This window comes from Pigmentiphaga daeguensis, assembly GCF_039523035.1.
Lineage (GTDB): Bacteria > Pseudomonadota > Gammaproteobacteria > Burkholderiales > Burkholderiaceae_B > Pigmentiphaga > Pigmentiphaga daeguensis.
On the sequence record NZ_BAAAEN010000002.1, the window covers coordinates 131510 to 147649 of the forward strand.

21 protein-coding genes and 1 tRNA gene are annotated in these 16140 nt (G+C 65.6%); 11 read left to right on the forward strand and 11 right to left on the reverse strand.

Features of this window, described 5'->3' with window-relative positions; all coding sequences use genetic code 11:
* Positions 1-44 precede the first annotated feature (44 nt).
* Genes ABD104_RS03205 through ABD104_RS03230 form a run of 6 tightly spaced genes read left to right on the forward strand, consistent with a single transcriptional unit; the run spans position 45 to position 5799 of the window.
* Complete coding sequence (locus ABD104_RS03205; protein WP_087839578.1) at positions 45-1100, forward strand: C4-dicarboxylate TRAP transporter substrate-binding protein; 1056 nt, start codon at positions 45-47, stop codon at positions 1098-1100.
* A 20-nt stretch (positions 1101-1120) separates the two neighbouring features.
* On the forward strand, positions 1121-1693 hold the full coding sequence (locus ABD104_RS03210; RefSeq protein ID WP_279817414.1) for a TRAP transporter small permease subunit: 573 nt from the start codon (positions 1121-1123) through the stop codon (positions 1691-1693).
* Positions 1690-3003 (forward strand): TRAP transporter large permease, encoded by a 1314-nt coding sequence (locus ABD104_RS03215; RefSeq protein WP_243724428.1) that lies wholly within the window; start codon positions 1690-1692, stop codon positions 3001-3003. The genes ABD104_RS03210 and ABD104_RS03215 overlap by 4 nt, the downstream gene beginning before the upstream one ends.
* A gap of 15 nt (positions 3004-3018) precedes the next feature.
* Positions 3019-3795 (forward strand): cyclase family protein, encoded by a 777-nt coding sequence (locus tag ABD104_RS03220; RefSeq protein WP_087839575.1) that lies wholly within the window; start codon positions 3019-3021, stop codon positions 3793-3795.
* A gap of 13 nt (positions 3796-3808) precedes the next feature.
* The gene (kce, locus tag ABD104_RS03225; protein ID WP_087839574.1) at positions 3809-4771 is read left to right on the forward strand and encodes a 3,5-dioxohexanoate:acetyl-CoA acetone transferase; all 963 of its coding nucleotides are present in this window, start codon (positions 3809-3811) and stop codon (positions 4769-4771) included.
* An 8-nt stretch (positions 4772-4779) separates the two neighbouring features.
* Complete coding sequence (locus ABD104_RS03230; RefSeq protein ID WP_343927117.1) at positions 4780-5799, forward strand: SMP-30/gluconolactonase/LRE family protein; 1020 nt, start codon at positions 4780-4782, stop codon at positions 5797-5799.
* A gap of 3 nt (positions 5800-5802) precedes the next feature.
* Here the strand turns inward: ABD104_RS03230 and radC are convergent, their stop codons facing one another.
* Positions 5803-6495, reverse strand: a complete 693-nt coding sequence (radC, locus tag ABD104_RS03235) for a RadC family protein (protein WP_087839572.1) — start codon at positions 6493-6495, stop codon at positions 5803-5805.
* A 58-nt stretch (positions 6496-6553) separates the two neighbouring features.
* On the opposite strand from radC, the gene ABD104_RS03240 reads away from it, so the two are divergent.
* The 5 genes from ABD104_RS03240 (at position 6554) to ABD104_RS03260 (ending at position 10260) form a co-directional block, all read left to right on the forward strand.
* Positions 6554-7027 carry an FKBP-type peptidyl-prolyl cis-trans isomerase gene (locus ABD104_RS03240; RefSeq protein ID WP_279817408.1) on the forward strand — a complete coding sequence of 158 codons (474 nt, stop codon included), beginning with the start codon at positions 6554-6556 and terminating at the stop codon, positions 7025-7027.
* Complete coding sequence (ispH, locus tag ABD104_RS03245; RefSeq protein WP_087839570.1) at positions 7027-7977, forward strand: 4-hydroxy-3-methylbut-2-enyl diphosphate reductase; 951 nt, start codon at positions 7027-7029, stop codon at positions 7975-7977. Before ABD104_RS03240 ends, ispH begins: the two co-directional genes overlap by 1 nt.
* A 15-nt stretch (positions 7978-7992) precedes the next feature.
* Positions 7993-8637: a maleylacetoacetate isomerase gene (gene maiA / locus ABD104_RS03250; protein WP_087839569.1), complete on the forward strand. Its 645-nt coding sequence runs from the start codon at positions 7993-7995 to the stop codon at positions 8635-8637.
* 124 nt (positions 8638-8761) lie between these two features.
* Positions 8762-8837, forward strand: a tRNA-Thr gene (locus tag ABD104_RS03255).
* A 160-nt stretch (positions 8838-8997) separates the two neighbouring features.
* Entirely contained in the window at positions 8998-10260 is a 1263-nt protein-coding gene (locus tag ABD104_RS03260; RefSeq protein ID WP_343927118.1) for a tyrosine-type recombinase/integrase, read from the forward strand.
* 777 nt (positions 10261-11037) lie between these two features.
* On the opposite strand, the gene ABD104_RS03265 is transcribed toward ABD104_RS03260, so the two are convergent.
* From ABD104_RS03265 to ABD104_RS03310, 10 genes are read right to left on the reverse strand one after another with little or no spacing between them, the layout of a single operon-like run.
* Positions 11038-11277, reverse strand: a complete 240-nt coding sequence (locus ABD104_RS03265; RefSeq protein WP_343927119.1) for a helix-turn-helix transcriptional regulator — start codon at positions 11275-11277, stop codon at positions 11038-11040.
* Positions 11270-11491 (reverse strand): hypothetical protein, encoded by a 222-nt coding sequence (locus ABD104_RS03270; protein WP_343927120.1) that lies wholly within the window; start codon positions 11489-11491, stop codon positions 11270-11272. The genes ABD104_RS03265 and ABD104_RS03270 overlap by 8 nt, the downstream gene beginning before the upstream one ends.
* Positions 11488-11715, reverse strand: a complete 228-nt coding sequence (locus tag ABD104_RS03275; RefSeq protein WP_343927121.1) for a hypothetical protein — start codon at positions 11713-11715, stop codon at positions 11488-11490. Before ABD104_RS03275 ends, ABD104_RS03270 begins: the two co-directional genes overlap by 4 nt.
* Positions 11715-12206 carry a hypothetical protein gene (locus ABD104_RS03280; RefSeq protein ID WP_130358252.1) on the reverse strand — a complete coding sequence of 164 codons (492 nt, stop codon included), beginning with the start codon at positions 12204-12206 and terminating at the stop codon, positions 11715-11717. The genes ABD104_RS03275 and ABD104_RS03280 overlap by 1 nt, the downstream gene beginning before the upstream one ends.
* Positions 12203-13291 (reverse strand): DNA cytosine methyltransferase, encoded by a 1089-nt coding sequence (locus tag ABD104_RS03285; protein ID WP_343927122.1) that lies wholly within the window; start codon positions 13289-13291, stop codon positions 12203-12205. Before ABD104_RS03285 ends, ABD104_RS03280 begins: the two co-directional genes overlap by 4 nt.
* Positions 13288-13602: a hypothetical protein gene (locus ABD104_RS03290; RefSeq protein WP_343927123.1), complete on the reverse strand. Its 315-nt coding sequence runs from the start codon at positions 13600-13602 to the stop codon at positions 13288-13290. The genes ABD104_RS03285 and ABD104_RS03290 overlap by 4 nt, the downstream gene beginning before the upstream one ends.
* A complete protein-coding gene (locus ABD104_RS03295; RefSeq protein WP_343927124.1) occupies positions 13602-14069 on the reverse strand; it encodes a hypothetical protein in 468 nt (155 codons plus the stop codon). The genes ABD104_RS03290 and ABD104_RS03295 overlap by 1 nt, the downstream gene beginning before the upstream one ends.
* The gene (locus ABD104_RS03300) at positions 14066-14305 is read right to left on the reverse strand and encodes a hypothetical protein (RefSeq protein WP_343927125.1); all 240 of its coding nucleotides are present in this window, start codon (positions 14303-14305) and stop codon (positions 14066-14068) included. The genes ABD104_RS03295 and ABD104_RS03300 overlap by 4 nt, the downstream gene beginning before the upstream one ends.
* A complete protein-coding gene (locus ABD104_RS03305; protein ID WP_343927126.1) occupies positions 14305-14595 on the reverse strand; it encodes a DUF4031 domain-containing protein in 291 nt (96 codons plus the stop codon). Before ABD104_RS03305 ends, ABD104_RS03300 begins: the two co-directional genes overlap by 1 nt.
* On the reverse strand, positions 14592-16139 hold the full coding sequence (locus tag ABD104_RS03310) for a hypothetical protein (protein WP_343927127.1): 1548 nt from the start codon (positions 16137-16139) through the stop codon (positions 14592-14594). The genes ABD104_RS03305 and ABD104_RS03310 overlap by 4 nt, the downstream gene beginning before the upstream one ends.
* Position 16140 lies beyond the last annotated feature (1 nt).

Here is a 16140-nt window from a genome sequence, read left to right on the forward strand (position 1 = left end):
GAACCGGGCCGCCACGAGCCCGGCCCCCTGACAAGGAGACATGCATGCGTATTCTGCCGGCCGCATTGGCGGCCTTGCTGGCCACCGCCACGATGGCGGCACAGGCCAAAACCATCACCGTGACGCTGGTCAACGGCCATCCGCCGGTGTTCCGCTGGGTCAAGCATCTGCAGGAGTCCTTCGTGCCGGCAGTGAACAAGGCGCTGGAGGGGACGGACATCAAGCTCGAATGGAAGCAGCAGTACGGCGGCTCGCTGGCCAAGGTGGGCGAGGAGCTGGAAGCGGCCCAGGACGGCGTGGCCGACATCGCGCTGGTTCCCACGATCTTCGAGCCGGCCAAGTTGCCGCTGCAGAACGTCACCTATTACACGCCCTTCGTATCGGACGATCCCGGCCTGGTGACGCAGGCGGTACAGGACGTGCAGCGCAAGATCCCGGCGATGATGAAGGCCTGGGAGGCGAACGACGTCGTCTACATCGGCGGCGGTTTCGGGCTGGACGACTACCTGTTGTTCACGAAGTTTCCGGTCAAGGGCATGGCCGACCTCAAGGGCCGCAAGATCGGCACGCCGGGCACGTCGATCAACTGGATGAAGGGCACGGGCGCGGTGGGCGTCGCGGGCAACCTGACCGAGTACTACAACTCGCTGCAGACCGGCCTGTACGACGGCGTGGTCACCTTCGCCACCGCGGCCCTGCCGGCCAAGATCCAGGAGGTCGCGCCCTACATCACGCAGATCGGCTACGGCGCTCAGTACTCGGGCGGCATCGCGGCCAACAAGGACTGGTACGACGCCCAGCCGGAAGCCTTGAAGAAGGCATTGAAGGCCGGCGCCGACGCCTTCGAGAAGGCGTATACCGACGACCTGCGCAAGGCCACCCGCGCCGCGCTGGACGAACTGGTCGCCAAGGGCGGCAAGCTCAATCCGGATTCGGCCAGCCTGCGGGGCGCCTATGCCAAGGCGCTCGAGGACCCGACCAAGGGCTGGGTCGCCGAGCTGCAAAAGCAGAAGCTGCCGGCCAAGCAGGTGCTGGACGCCTACATGAAGGAAGTGCGGGCGGCCGGCGCCAAGCCGGTGCGCGACTGGGATCGGAACTGAACCGGGCGGCGAGGTCATCCATGTCTGAAGTCCCCATCACCGGCGAGGGAGATTTCCTCCCTCCGTCCGACCATCCCTTGCTGCGCATCCTGGATGCCTGCACCGCGGCCCTGAACGCGGTCGGCACGCTGCTGATCGTGGGCGTGATGGTCGCCATCAACTCCGACATCGTCGGCCGCGCGTTCTTCGGCCATCCCATCTCGGGCGTGCCCGAGATGGTCAGCATGTCCATCGTCGCTATCGTCTTCCTGCAGGTGGCCCATTCGCTGCGGCTGGGCGGGCTGACGCGGGCGGAGGTGCTGTTGGACAAGCTTGCGCCGCGCGGGCGGGCCGGGCTGGAGGCCTTGTACTGCCTGATCGGCGCCGCGTTCTGCGCGGTGCTGTTCAACGGCCTCGTGCCGCTGTTCGAGCGCGCCTGGACCCGGGATCTGTTCGTAGGCGCGATCGGCGACTTCACCGCGCCGATCTGGCCGGTGCGGCTGATCATGCTGGTGGGGACGGTGGCGCTGGGCCTGCAGTTCCTGGCCAGGGCGGTGCGCGCGCTGTGCGCGGCCGCGACGACGCACGGCCGGGCCGTGCAGGCGGGGGCATGATGAGCGATCTGGTCATCGGCGCGCTGGCGCTGTTCGGAATGGTGGGGCTGATCTATGCCGGCATGCACGTCGCCATCGCGCTGGCCGTCTGTTCCTTCCTGGGCGTGCTGGCGATCAAGGGCAGCTTCCTGATCACCGGCCGCATGCTGGCGCTGGCCGCCACCGAGTCCATCGACTCCTATATCTTCGGCGTGGTGCCGCTGTTCGTGCTGATGGGGTTCGTCGTATCGCAGGCCGACATCGGCCGCGACGCGTTCGACGTCGCCAACCGCATGCTGGGCCGCATCAAGGGCGGACTGGGCATCGCCACCGTGGGCGCCAACGCGATCTTCGCCGCCATCACCGGCATTTCGATCGCCTCGGCCGCCGTGTTCACGCGGGTGGCCGTGCCCGAGATGCTGCGGCACGGCTACACCAAGCGCTTCGCCTACGGCATCGTGGCGGGCAGTTCGGTGCTGGGCATGCTGATCCCGCCCAGCCTGCTGCTCATCCTGTACGGCATCCTGACCGAGCAGTCGGTGGGCGACCTGTTCCTGGCCGGCGTGGTGCCGGGCATCGTGCTGGCCATCGCCTTCGGCCTGGGCGTCTACTGGCTGGCCCGCAACCGTCCGGATTTCGCCGGCGCCAGCATTTCCGAGGACGTCGCGCCCCTGTCGGCCGCCGCGATGGGACGCAAGGCGCTGCCCATCGTGCTGCTGATCGGCCTGGTGCTGGGCGGCATCTACGGCGGCTTCTTCACGCCCACCGAGGCCGGCGCAGTCGGCGCGCTGGGCGCGATCGTGATCGGCCTGTTCCGCCGCGCGCTGCCGCCCGGGCGCATCTGGCGGGTATTGACCGACACCGGCCAGGTCACCGCCGCCATCTGCTTCCTGATCATCGCGGCCAGCATGTACTCGCGCATGCTGTCGCTGAGCGGCCTGCCGGAGTTCCTGACCGCGGCGCTCGCGGCCAGCGACATCGGCTACTGGGGCATCATCATCGCCTACGTGCTGCTGATCGTCGCGATGGGAACCATCCTGGACAGCTCGTCCATCCTGCTGATCGTGGTGCCGTTGTTCTATCCGATCATGAAGGCCTTCGGCATCGATCCCATCTGGTTCGGCATCGTCACCGTGATCGCCGTCGAGGTCGGCCTGCTGACGCCGCCGTTCGGCCTGTCCGTCTACGTGATCAAGGGAACCTCGCCCGATCGCACACTGAAACTGGGCGAGATCTTCCGCGGCGCCTTGCCGTTCGCCGCCATCATGCTGGCGGTGCTCGCCCTGATCCTGGTATTTCCGTGGCTGGCCACCGGCCTGCTCGGACGCTGAACGAAGGAGCCCTTCATGCCTCGACGTTTCGTCGATCTTTCCGTCGCACTGGACGACCGCATCGCCTCCGATCCCCCCGGCCACCTGCCGCAGATCGCCTATCTCGACCACCGCTCGACCGCCGCCGACATGGCGTCCTTCTTCCCCGGGCTGGACGTGGCGGACCTGCCGGGGGGCGAGGGGTGGGCCATCGAGCGGCTGAATGTCTCGACCCACAACGGCACCCACCTGGATGCGCCCTACCATTTCCACTCGACCATGGATGGCGGCGAGCGCGCCATCACCATCGACGAGGTGCCGCTGGAGTGGTGCTTCAGCCGGGGCGTGAAGCTGGACTTCCGCCACTTGCCCGACGGCCACGTGGTGACGCCCGAGGAGGTGGAGGCCGAACTGGCCCGCATCGGCCACGTGCTCGAGCCCTACGACATCGTGCTGGTGAACACGTCGGCCGGAGCGCGCTACGGGCAGCCCGACTACGTGTCCGCGGGCTGCGGCATGGGCATGGAGGCGACGCTCTACCTGACCGAGCGCGGCGTGCGCGTGACCGGCACCGACGGCTGGAGCTGGGACGCGCCTTTCGTGCACACCGCCAAGCGCTTCGCCGAGAGCCCGGATCCTTCCATCATCTGGGAAGGGCACCGCGCCGGCATGGCGCGCGCCTATTGCCACCTGGAGAAGCTCGGCAACCTGGAAAGCCTGCCGCCGCACGGATTCACCGTCTCGTGCTTTCCCTACAAGATCCGTGGCGCCTCGGCCGGTTTCACCCGCGCCGTGGCCATCTTCGAAGACTGAACCGGAGCCCGCGATGAACGACACCCAAGCCAAGCCCGCCAAGAAAGCCGCGCCCAAGATCATCATCACCTGCGCCGTCACCGGCGGCATCCATACGCCCACCATGTCCGAGGCGCTGCCCTACCGCCCCGAGGACATCGCCGAGCAGTCCATCGCCGCCGCCAGGGCCGGCGCGGCCATCCTTCACCTGCATGCGCGCGATCCCAAGGACGGCCGGCCCACGCCCGATCCGGCGGTGTTCATGCAGTTCCTGCCGAAGATCAAGGAAGCCACCGACGCCGTCATCAACGTCACCACCGGCGGCGGTCTGAACATGACGGTGGAACAGCGCCTGGCCGCGCCGCTGCTGGCCAGGCCCGAGATGTGCTCGCTCAACATGGGGTCGATGAACTTCGGCATCTACCCCATGGCCGATCGCTACAAGCAGTGGAAGTTCGATTGGGAAGAGAGCTACCTGCGCAATACCGACGATTTCATCTTCCGCAACACTTTCCGCGATATCGAACGCATCCTGAAGATGCTGGGCGAGGAGCACGGCACCCGCTTCGAGCACGAGTGCTACGACGTCGGCCACCTGTACAACGTTGCCCATTTCGTGGACCGCGGCCTGCTCAAGCCGCCATTTTTCATCCAGATGATCTTCGGCATCCTGGGCGGCATCGGCGCCGAGCTGGACAACCTGCTGTTCATGAAGCGCACGGCCGACCGGTTGTTCGGCAACGACTACCGCTGGTCGGTGCTGGCCGCCGGCCGCCACCAGATGAACTTCGCCACGCAGGCGGCCTTGCTGGGAGGCAGCGTGCGGGTCGGGCTGGAGGACAGCCTGTACATCGGCAAGGGCCAATTGGCGGCTTCCAATGCCGAGCAGGTCGCCAAGGTGCGCCGCATCCTGGAGGAAATGGGGCACGAGATCGCGACGCCGGACGAGGCCCGCGCCATGCTGGCGCTCAAGGGCGCGGACCGGGTCGGCTTCTGAGCGCGGCCATGGCGGGCGCTCCCAATCCGCTGGACGGCTTCATCGTCGATCCGGCCGCCATGGCCTATGTGGGGCAGGGGCTGCAACGCCCCGAATGCATCCTGGCCGAACGCGATGGTTCCCTGTGGGCCGCCGATGCGCGCGGCGGCGTGGTCCACATCCGGCCCGACGGCAGCCAGCGGCTGGTCACGCAGCAGGCCGACACGCATTTCAGCCAGGCCACCGACGACGCCACCCGCTTTGTCGCGGGCACCTTGCCTAACGGCCTGGCCTTCGCGCGCAACGGCGACATCGTCATCTCCAACTTCGGCACCGACCGGCTGGAACTGATGACGCGCGAGGGGCAGACCCGCGTGCTGGCCGACACCGTGGACGGCCAGCCCATCGGCAAGGTCAATTTCGTGCTGCGCGACAGCCGCGATCGGCTGTGGCTGACCATCTCCACCCGCATCAGGAACTGGATGCAGGCCATGGATCCCACGGTGGCCGATGGCTATATCGCGCTGTACGAGCACGGCCGGTTGCGCATCGTGGCCGACGGCTTCCATTTCACCAACGAGATCCGGCTCGATGCCCGCGAGGAGTGGCTGTACGTGGCCGAGACCTGCGCGCGGCGCGTCTCGCGCCTGAGGGTGGGGCCGGACGGCAGCCTGTCGGGCCGGGAGGTGTTCGGTCCCGCCGATCATGGCGCGTTCATCGACGGCATCGCGTTCGATGCCCATGGCAACCTGTGGGGCACGCACGTGATGACAGACCGGGTCTTCGCGATCACGCCGGAAGGGGAGCTGCGGATCGTGCTGGACGACGATGGCGGCAGTGCCGCGGGGAAGGCGTTGATGGCGGCGTTCGAGCGGAGCGAGGCGACGCCGGAGATGATGCTGGCCTGCGGCGGGAAGATCGCGCCGTGGTTCGCCAGCGTGACGTTCGGGGGGCCGGATCTGCGGACGGTTTACATCGGCAGTCTGAGGGGGGAGCGGATTCCGTATTTCCGTGCGCCCGTGGCGGGGCTGCCCATGGCGCACTGGTAGGCCCTACATCACCCCGCGTTCCGCCAGCGAGGTGGTCCGCCCGCCTGCCACGATGATGTGGTCGAGCAGGCGCACGTCCACCAGCGCGAGCGCGGCGCGGACGTGGCGGGTGAGGTGTTCGTCGGCCTGGCTGGGTTCGGCGTTGCCCGAGGGGTGGTTGTGGGCGAGGATGACCGAGGCGGCATGGTGGCGCAGCGCGGCGCGGACGATCTCGCGCGGGTAGATGGTGGCCTGGGACAGGGTGCCCTGGGACAGGATTTCGCTGGTGATGAGGCAGTTGCGCGCGTCCAGGTACAGCGCCATGCAGCACTCGATGCGGCGGTGGGCCAGGGTGGCGGCGCAATAGCGGCGTACGTGATCGGGGCGGGACAGGGCGTCGCCGCGGTGGATTTCCTCGGCCAGTTCGCGCCGGGCCAGCTCCAGGATGGCCTGCAGTTGGGCCGCCTTGACTTCCCCCATGCCAGGCATGCCCCGGAGTTCGTCGCGCGAGGCGCCGAACAGTCCGCGCAGGCCGCCGAATTGCGCCAGCAGGCGCCGGCCCAGTTCGAGCGCGTTGCAGCCGCGCGTGCCGGTGCGCAGCAGCACGGCCAGCAGTTCGGCGTCGGTCAGCACCGTGGGGCCGTGGCGCAGCAGGCGCTCGCGGGGGCGTTCTTCGGGGGGCAGGGAGGCCTGTAGGGTCGGAAGGGCGGTCGGCATGGCGGCGGGACGGGTAAAATCGGTTCTTTGGCGCACAGCATCGACACGGTGACACACTTTGGCTGCATCTTCTTCCTCCACGCCCCTCGTTGTCCGTGAGGACTCCTACGTAACCCTCCACTACCGCATTTCGCTGGCCTCGGGCGAAGGCGCGGGAGGCGTTTTCGTCGATACCTTCACCGGCCGTCCCGCCACGCTGCAACTGGGCATCGGCCAGTGGGCGCCGGGCATGGAGGCGGCGCTGGTCGGCCGCGGCGAAGGCGAGCGCTTCAGTTTCACCCTCGCTCCGGCGCAGGCGTACGGCGATCGCAATCCGGAGCTGATCCAGCGCGTGACCCTGGCGATGCTGCGCGAGCACGCGGGCGACGAGACCTTCCAGCCCGGCGACCTGGTCGAATTCGCCGCGCCCAATGGCGGCCGGTATTCGGGCGTATTCAAGGAACAGGGCGAGGACTATGCGCTGTTCGATTTCAACCATCCGCTGGCCGGCTCGGCGCTGAAGGTGGATGTGTCCATACTCGGGGTGATGTGATGGCGCAGGCGCCCATGGAAGTGGTCCTGGCCCAGCCGCGCGGCTTCTGCGCCGGCGTCGACCGGGCCATCGAGATCGTCGAGCGCGCCTTGCAGATCTACGGCGCGCCCATCTACGTGCGGCACGAGATCGTCCACAACCGCTACGTGGTCGAGGACCTGCGCGCCAAGGGCGCCATCTTCATCCAGGAACTGGACGAGGCGCCGGCCGGTTCGACGGTGGTCTTCTCGGCCCACGGCGTGTCCAGGGCGGTGCGCCGCGAGGCCGAGCAGCGCGGCCTGCAGGTGTACGACGCCACCTGTCCCCTGGTGACCAAGGTCCACGTCGAGGTGGCCAAGATGCGCGCCGCCGGCAACGAGATCGTCATGATCGGCCACAAGGGGCACCCCGAGGTGGAAGGCACGCTGGGGCAGTCCGAAGCGGGCATGTACCTGGTCGAGACGGTCGAGGACGTGGCGGCGCTGGCCGTGGCCGATCCGGACCGGCTGGCCTATGTGACCCAGACCACGCTGTCGGTGGACGACGCGGCGCAGGTCGCGGCGGCGCTCAAGGCCCGCTTCCCGAACATCGCCGAGCCCAAGAAAAGCGACATCTGCTACGCCACGCAGAACCGCCAGGACGCCGTCAAGGTCATGGCGCCCGAATGCGACCTGGTGCTGGTGGTGGGCAGCGTCAACAGCTCCAATTCCAACCGCTTGCGCGAGGTGGCCGAGCGCAAGGGCGTGGCCGCCTACCTGATCGACGGCGCCGGCGACATCGATCCGGCCTGGCTGGAAGGGCGCAGCCGGGTGGGCGTCACGGCCGGCGCCTCGGCGCCCGACGTGCTGGTGCAGCAGGTCATCGCCCGCCTGAAGGAGCTGGGCGCGGCCTCGGTGCGCACGCTGGCCGGCGCCGAGGAAGGTATCGCCTTCCCGCTGCCCAAGGGCTTGTCCAAGAACGTCCGCCTGTAGTCCTACGGAGCCTCCATGCGCCTCTACAGTTATTTCCGCAGTTCCGCCGCCTATCGCGTGCGCATCGCGCTGGCCCTGAAAGGGCTGCCGTACGACTATCTCGCGGTGCACCTGCTCAAGGACGGCGGCCAGCAGCTGAAGCCGGATTTTCGCCGGCTGAGCCCGGCCGCCCTGGTGCCGGTGCTGGAGGATGGCGGCCATGTCCTGACCCAGTCGCTGGCCATCATCGAATACCTGGAAGAGACGCATCCCCAGCCGGCGCTGCTGCCGGCCACCCCGGCGGAGCGTGCCCGCGTCCGCGCGCTGGCGCTGGACATCGCCTGCGACATCCATCCGCTGAACAACCTGCGCGTGCTGAAGTATCTGAAGAGCCCCCTGGGCATCGACCAGCAGGGGCGCGACGAGTGGTACCGACATTGGGTGGAGGGCGGCCTGGCCGCGCTCGAGCGCATGCTGGCCGACTCGCCCGCGACGGGGCTGTGCTGCCACGGCGACCAGCCGACGCTGGCCGACCTGTGCCTGGTGCCGCAGGTCTACAACGCCCGCCGCCTGAAGTCGGACCTGACGGCCATGCCGACGGTAGTGCGGATTGCCGATCATTGCGCCGCGCTGCCTGCCTTCCAGGCAGCCCACCCCGACGCGCAGCCGGATGCGGAATAGGATTTGAATACGCCAGCAAAGTTTTGCTAGAATAGCGGGCTAGCTTGAAGCACATGCCTTTTAGACGCGGCGTAAGTGGCGTCGGGAAGGCGGGCGTCGGAAAGACAGGCTTCGGGAAGATTTCGCCGGCATAGCTCAGTTGGTAGAGCAGCGCATTCGTAATGCGAAGGTCGTAGGTTCGACTCCTATTGCCGGCACCAATATCTGCGGTAGTCTGTGACTACGCAGAACTAAGAACCCCCGGAAACCCAGCGTTTTCGGGGGTTTTTCCTTTTCTAGCCGCAGATTGTTCCAGGTAGTCGCAGGATTGTTTCAGGGTAAGGGAGAGGGTAAGCTTGCCGGACGTAAGGGTAAGCCAACATGCCGAAGAAAATCGTACCTCTCACTGACACCAAATGCCGCACCGCCAAGTACAACGCGGACGGCGGCAACAAGCTGTTCGACGGCGGCGGGCTGGTGCTGGAACTGATGCCCAGCGGCGCGAAAAAGTGGCGGTACCGGTACCGCGGCCCGTCGGGTAAGGAAACGACGATCACCATCGGTGACTATCCGGCCACCGGACTGGCCGAGGCGCGCAAAGAGCACCTGGCCATGCGAAAGATGGTGGCTGCCGGCAAAGATCCAGTTATTGAGCGCGAGGCCCAGCGGCGGGCGGCCATGGTCGCGGCAGGTAACACGGTCCGCGTGGTGGTCGAAGAGTGGATCGACACGCGGAAGTCTGACTGGAGTCCAAAGCACCTGTCCCGGGTGAACGGCGTGTTCGGCAACGATGTCTTTCCGACCCTGGGCAACAGGCCAATGGACGGGGTGAGCAACCTGGAAGTCCTGGCTGTTCTGCGCCGCATCGAGCAACGGGGCGCGCACGAGATGGCGTACAAGGCGCTGGAATACATCGGCAGCGCCTGGCGCTATGCCGTCGGCACCAGGCGTGCGTCGGCGGATGTGACGGTCGGGCTGCGTGAGCTGCTGAAACCGAAGCCTCCCGTACAACACCACCCCCACGTAGATGAAGAGGACCTACCCACCCTGCTGGCACGAGTCGAGACGTATTCGGGGCGGCCGGAAACCGTCCTGGCGGTCAAGCTGATGGTGCTGACCTTCCTGCGCACAAACGAGCTGCGCTGGGCCGAGTGGACTGAATTCGATTTCGAGGCGGCAGAGTGGCGCGTGCCCGCCGCCCGCATGAAAGGCAGCGTGCGGGCCAAGGCTACCGGTGAGCCGCACGTGGTTCCCCTGGCCAGGCAGACTATCGAGCTGCTGGAGAAGCTGCGGGGATACACAGGCCGGTACCGCTTCCTGTTCCCTGGGGAGCGAAATCCGGCGCACCAGGCGATGAGCGTGGCGACCATCAACAAGGCGCTGAAGTCGCTGGGGTTCGAGGGGCAGCAGACAGGCCATGGCTTCCGCGGCCTGGCCAGCACGATCCTGAACGAGCGCAGCGGCTTTCAGCCAGACGCCATCGAGCGTCAGCTTGCGCACGTCGAGCAGAACAAGATCCGCAAGGCCTACAACCACGCGACGTACATGGACGAGCGCCGCCGCATGATGCAGTGGTGGGCAGACTTCATCGACCAGAAGTCCGGCAAGAATGTAGTCCCTTTGCTCACTGAATCGCGCGCGTAATGGGTGCCTCGAAAGCAAAGCGGGAGCGATTCCTCGCAAAGCATCCCTTTTGCTGCTACTGCGGTGGAACGACCGAGGCAACGACGATAGATCACTGGCCGTCTCGGGCGATCTTCGATAACCGTCAGTGGCCTGAGCGCTACGCGTTTCCAGCATGTTTCGCGTGTAACGCAGATAGCGCGCCGCTGGAAACCGCGTTTGCGGTTATTTGCCGTATCGGTCGGCAGCGAGACGATGCTCAAACCCTGGAGCAGGACGCTCGGCTCCTACGGGCATTCAGCGAGACGTTTCCGGCGCTTTATCGAGCAATGTTCCCGAGTCCCAACAAGGTCCGAAGGCTTTTGCGCCATAGAAATCTGGCGTTGCCGGCGGGGATGTCAACTGCCGATGTACCGATTGTCCTGCTGGAGGCTCCCGAGTTTCATCAGATTGTACGGCGCTGCGCCACCAAGCTTTTCCTTAGCCTGCACTATATGCATGGTGGCGCGATTCTTCCACCTGAGGGGGGTATCCTATTTCGGTGGTTTACGAATGGACTTCTTCCAGAAGAGTGGCCACCTCGCCTAGTCGATAAGTTTGAGATGGAGCCGGCCAAACTTGAGCGTCACAAGGTTGACCTAGGCTCCCAGTTTTCATATTCGTACGGCACTGCCTCCCCTATCGGGGTCACCCTGTTCGATGTGAGCTTTGGCGGAGGGGTGTATATGTCCGCAATTGCATTCCCAGACCTTCGCAAGTTGCAGCGGGAGTGGTCTGCTGAGAATTTGCTGCGACCGCTCAGTCACTAGCTTTGTATCCCAGGGGGTCGGCAAGCCAGGCGAGGATATCAGCACCTCTCCACACTGTGCATCTTGCACTCAAACGAATGGGCTTTGGCGCCATTCCCGCGTCCATTTTCACCCGCCAGGTTTCCCGGGTATAAGGGACCCGATCGGAGAATGCCTCCCACTGATACAGACCCTCGGGCATGAGAACAACGGGCTTGGTGGCAATCTGGTCTTCTACGATCTCAGGCATGTGATTCTCCTTCGCTTGCTGCCGCGATAATCGCGTCGCGGACAAGGCCTTGAATGGTGGCCAGGTGCTGGTCATGGCCGCCGGGCATTGAAATGGGGTCCAGATTCTTGATTTCGCGGGCCACGTCGAGCGCGATGCCATCGACGCGACAGCGGGCACATCGGCCGCAGCCGCTGCCAAGGGCCATGCTGCCCTTGCACACGGCGCCGGTCATCGCCCCCTCCGTGCGAACTTGCACCGGCAGCCCGCGCAGATGTCGGTGGGGTCGCACTCGGGCGACGGATCGCCCAGCGGCGCGCCGCAGGTGACGCCGAGGCCCGACATGTCGAGCATGCCGTCCTCCAGGAAAACGTGGTCGTAGCCGGCTGCGCGCAGCTTGTCGGCCACCTCCCCGTAGGCGATGGGAGACAGCTCCAGGATTGCGAGTGTGTGGGTCATCATCGCCTCTTCGGATGAGGTCCGCGGCCTGCGTTGTAGTCGGCCCAGGCGTCGTCCTCGGCCTCCATGGCCTTCGAGTACGTGCCAGGCGCCGGTTTGGCGCTGCGCCGGCCCGCGGTATAGCATTTCTGGCCGTATGCCTCCATGTCGGTGGCGGTGTAGATCAACGGTTCGCGGCCAACCTGTGTTTCGGCCGACCCGATGGCCTTCCTGGCGCGGGGGAGGATAGGCAGATTGGCGGCCGGCTCATCGCTGGGTGGTGCTTTCTTGATATCGACGCCGATGGCGCGCAACTCGTCGTCTATGCCATCGATACGGGACTCCAGCACCGCGACGACGTGCTCGCGGACGGCGTCCAGAATTTCGTTGTCCTGGTAGTTGCCCTGGATCGTGACTCCGAGGCCATTTCCGCGTACCAGGGTGATTTTGAACGCCAGTTCCCGCCGCCTGTCATCGAGCATCTTGGCCTGCTGAATGTCTTCAAGCTTCATGCTCCCTCCGTCTTGCTTGCAGGGGTGGGGCCGAGAGCCGCCCTTATGAACGCTTCCGCCGCCTGAGCGACGATGCCGTTTCCGTAGGCGCGCAGGCGTCCCACTCGCTGGGGAGCCCCATGAGCCAGCGGGAATGTTCCGGGCTCAGCTGGCCGCCACTTTCCATCCCGGCACAGGAGCCAGTCAGCATCTGCCCAGTGGCCGTTAACCGGGCCGGGCCCGGCAACAGCGTGAAGGCCTGCTCGCTCAAGGGCTTGCCCCGGGTCTGCTCCAGGCGATCGGCCAGGAACTCCGGGGAACCCGATGCGCTGTGCCAGTCCCTCGATGCCGGCGTGCCCCAGCCGGCAAGATGCACCGCCACATCCGCAAGCCCTATCTGCGGATCCGTCGGTTTTCGATCCGACGTGATGGGCGGTCGCGGCTTGGCATCCACGATCGCGCTGCTGGGCGTCGGCCAACCGGCGAATGCCGCCGCATTGGCCAACGTCAGCCCGAACCCGTTGCCGTTCCTCGTCCGCTGTTTGCACGCTTCGCGGCGGGCGAGCATCTTGGCCTCGTCCATATGGGCGAACTCGTTGGCACTCGGCGTTGGCCACCCAGTACGCTCGGTCGCGGATGTGCGGCGCACCGACGCCCGCAGCCGGGAACGGGACACACCCAAAGGCGTAGCCCAACGCTTCCAGGTCAGCGTGAACAAGGTCGATCCAAGGTTCGACAGCGCCGCTTGCAACCTGCTCTCCAAAGAGCTTTGCAGGGCGGCGCTCTTGGATGAGCCAATGCCAGTGCGGCCATAGGTGCCGCTCGTCATCAAACCCAGCTCCCTTGCCTGCCGCGGAGAAAGGTTGGCACGGGCAGGAACCGGTCCAAACAGGTCGATCATCGGCCCAGCCGGCGCGGCGAAGGGCATAGGACCAGATGCCGATTCCTGCGAAGAAATGACATTGCACGTATCCGCGCAGGTCGTCGGGGTGAACATCCTCGATGCTCCGTTCATCAACGTCCCCCGGCGCGATGTGGCCGGCGGCAATCAAGTTGCGCAGCCACTGCGCGGCGTAGGGGTCGATTTCGTTGTAGTAGGCTGTCACGTCGCCCCCTTCTCGGTTGCAGGGGTGCTGCTGGAGAACGGCACGACGTTGCGCAGTTCTCGCTCCACGCCCCCGGCGTCCCTGAATTCCTTCCAGAGAATCAGGTGCCCCGGGCAATAATGGACATTGGGTGCGACCTCGTAGGCGTGGCTGTCGCACAGCGGCAGGTCGCAGGTTTTCCCTTCGCCCACTGGGTAGTCGCATAGATACCCGCTCACGTCCGAGCATCGCTCGGCAACGCAATGCGGCCCGAGATCGCCGCAGATGAACATTCGGTCGCCGTTCTTGGTGTGGCTGATGTAGCAGGGCATCACTCCCCTCCCTTTGCAGGGGTGCTGCGGGCGGCGATGGCAATGCGCTCGTCGATGGCGGCCCGAAACAGATCCAGGTTTCCGGTATCACCCATTTCGCCTACGTAGTACCGCGATGCTGCACCGGATAGCCGCCGCATCAGATATTCCAACCTCTCCGCATCGCCCTGCGGGGAAGGGGCGGCGCTATCCATGACCATGGAGAATTCGGCCTGGATGCGTTGGGCCAATGCCTCCCACGCCCGCTTGGCTGGTGATGGGCCTACCTCGCGCTGCTCAGCCCAGTGAAACGCCGCGTCCAGGATTCGCTGGACGTGTTCTTGCGTGTCTTCACCGGCCTCGGCGCGGCGGGCGCGGTCGGCTTGGATGACGGCGCGTTCGATGGCTCGACCGGTTTCGATATCGGGTATCCCGAAATCCATCAACTGGCGATCCGTGAGAGCGGGCTTGATATCGTCGGTGCTCATTGGGCGGTCTCCTCGGCAGCGAGCTTCGCGGCCCGCCGAAGCTGCTTGATCACATCGGGCAGGTGCTCTAGCGGGATATTCTGGTTGCCGTGCTCGCCACGAATCCAGATTTCGGGGGCGTTGGGGTAATAGCCGATGGTCAGCGGTGCCCCGTAGTGCTCGCCGCTTTCCATCGGTAGCGTCATCGTCGCGGTAACAACTTCGCCGTGGTGGCTAAATTCCTGGATCTCAGCCATTACTGTTCTCCTTCCCGCAGGGGCGAGCCCGCGGCGGCCAGACGCTTCGCCCTGATGATCTCGACGGACTGGCGCTGGGTGATTTCGATCGCGCCGAACTGGACGGCCATGGCGCGCTTGGATAGCGCGATGTCGTAGTGGCTGTAGGGCGTGCGGGCCTTCTGGTGCCAGCGGCGCGCCACGCCGATCTTGTCGGCCATGGCATGCAGCTCGACATCCGTGTCGGCCAGCATGTGGCACATCACCATCCGACCGTAGCCGGCGCGCATGTCGTCAACGTAGACGCTCATTTCTCGCTCCCGGTGGTGCGCTGCATGGCGGCGTCGTACAGGCGGCTGGCGCGGTTGTAGCCGATCAGAAGTCGCGCGGCGATTTCGGTCGGGCGCGGCTTCGCCAAGGCTTCCACCAGCCAGTCCGCTGCGCCTTGCAGAGGATCAGCCCGCAGCGCATCCCCATCGGCGGCCGGTGCCTGGGCGGCGTATAGCCGCGTTCCCACCGGGTAAGAGAAGGCGCCCACGTCACTATTCCAACGCAATACGCGTACCGCTTCATCGCCTTCAATCACCGCTACATGAGCATCTGCTTCCACGCCCGCGTCTGGCATTGGCCCCCATTCCGTAGCCTGGACTCTTTGAGGCTCAGACCTTTGAGGGAAGCGCCCCTCTCGAATATCGCGCGCGATATGCTCGCTGGTGGTTTCCATCCGCTCGTCCTGCGGTGCCTGGTCGGCAACGGGGGCGGCTAGTCGCGCAAGAATCGCGTCCGCAAGTTCGCTCGGCGTGTCGGATTCACTCACGTCCTCGAAATCATCTTCGGACATGGTGCCAAAACTCCATGCCGACCAAACTCGGGTGCAGTGGTAAGTGCCGCTCAGGTGAACGGCGATCAAGTCCACCAGCGTGTCGCGGTCGAGTGCCACCGGCTCTGCGCTCGCGGCAGATTCAAGGTCAGAAATGCGCGCACGTGCCAGGGACAGCTTTTGCACCACGGCTTGAATGCTGGTGCGCAGGCTTGACAGGTGCCGCTGGGTGCCGATGCGCTCGGGCTGTTCGGCGGCTCGCTCGTCCAGCGCGTCCAAGCTGTCGTAGAGCATCGGGAATTCGTCGCGCGCCGCAGTTGTTGACTCTTCCGGTACAGCCGGTGCCACAGCAGGCGAGTTGGCAAGCATCGCGGCCCGGCAGGCGTTCCAGCCCACCGCTTCATGGTACGAGGCCATCATCAGGTCGGGCAGCGGCTTCTCGGGCGGTACAGCCGGTGCCTGGGCGTCGATCAGCTCCTGGTGCAACCTTCCGCATTCGGCCTTGAGCACGTCCAGCATGCGCGCTGCCTGCCGCAGCACACCGGCCTTGGGTTCCTGGTGCCGATGCGCTTCACGCCGCAGCCACCCGGCGTAGTGCACGGCTGCGTGGATACCCGGTGGCGGCAAGGGCTCTTCTGGCTCCTGCGGTGCCTGGGCGGCAACGCGCAGCTCGTCAAGTTCACGCTCACATTGAGCTAGCGACGCCTTCAGCAGCGCAATGTGAGCGCGCAGGCCTTCGGTTTCATCGTCGTTCTGCGGTGCCAGGGCCGCCCCTTGCAGCGTGTATCCGTCCTCGAAAGCTGCTGCTGGCGAGAACGACTTGTAGCCGTCCTTGTAGACCACGTAGTAGCCGCCGGCTTCGGGCTTGTGCCTGTAGTACCAGTCGAAATCGACGTGGATAGGCGCATACCCTTCGTCGGCAAAGGTCAGCAATACCGAATTCTTGTCCTTGACGCCTTCCTGCACCGACTCGATTTTCAGCGCCCACACTTGCTTGTGGCAGATGTAGCGGGGCATTTCTCGATTGACGGTCATG